Here is a 509-nt window from a genome sequence, read left to right as displayed (position 1 = left end):
TGGGGCTTTTTCTGCATTTTTTACAACGCTTGTTTTCCATCTTGAAGCCCCACCTTTCTTTGATGGCCCGGCAACTGCTGGAGCCTTTGGCCTCGTCGGTGCCTGTGGGGCCCTTGCCGCTGCTTTTGTTAATAAACTAACCATTTATATAGGCAAAGCAAAAATCATCTTGTACGCGATCCTATTGATGTTATTCAGCTGGTTATTATTCGCCCTCTTCGGCAATTACTATTGGGGCCTGATCCTTGGTGTTATTCTCATCGATCTTGGCCTACAGTCGATGCATATCCTGAATCAAAGCGATTTCTATGCGCTAAACCTCGGTGCCAACAACCGACTAAATACCGTATATATGGTCAGCTATTTTATTGGTGGATCAACAGGCACTTTTTTTGCTGCACAAGCATGGCAACACTTCCAATGGCCCGGTGTTATTTTCGTAGGCACATGTTATACGCTGTTGGCGTTGTTGGCTCATCTATTATTTGATTATAAATTAAGAAAAAACT

At 43.4% G+C, this 509-nt stretch carries 1 pseudogene; it reads left to right on the top strand.

Annotated features, from left to right (window positions below):
• Nucleotides 1-509: pseudogene (locus tag B2X72_RS14935) on the top strand (MFS transporter); the annotation flags it as partial.

This window comes from Sphingobacterium sp. UBA7253 (assembly GCF_002472745.1).
Taxonomy (GTDB): Bacteria; Bacteroidota; Bacteroidia; order Sphingobacteriales; family Sphingobacteriaceae; genus Sphingobacterium; species Sphingobacterium siyangense.
The sequence above is the reverse complement of the archived record's forward strand: the minus strand, read 5'-3'. Positions and strand labels throughout refer to the sequence as shown.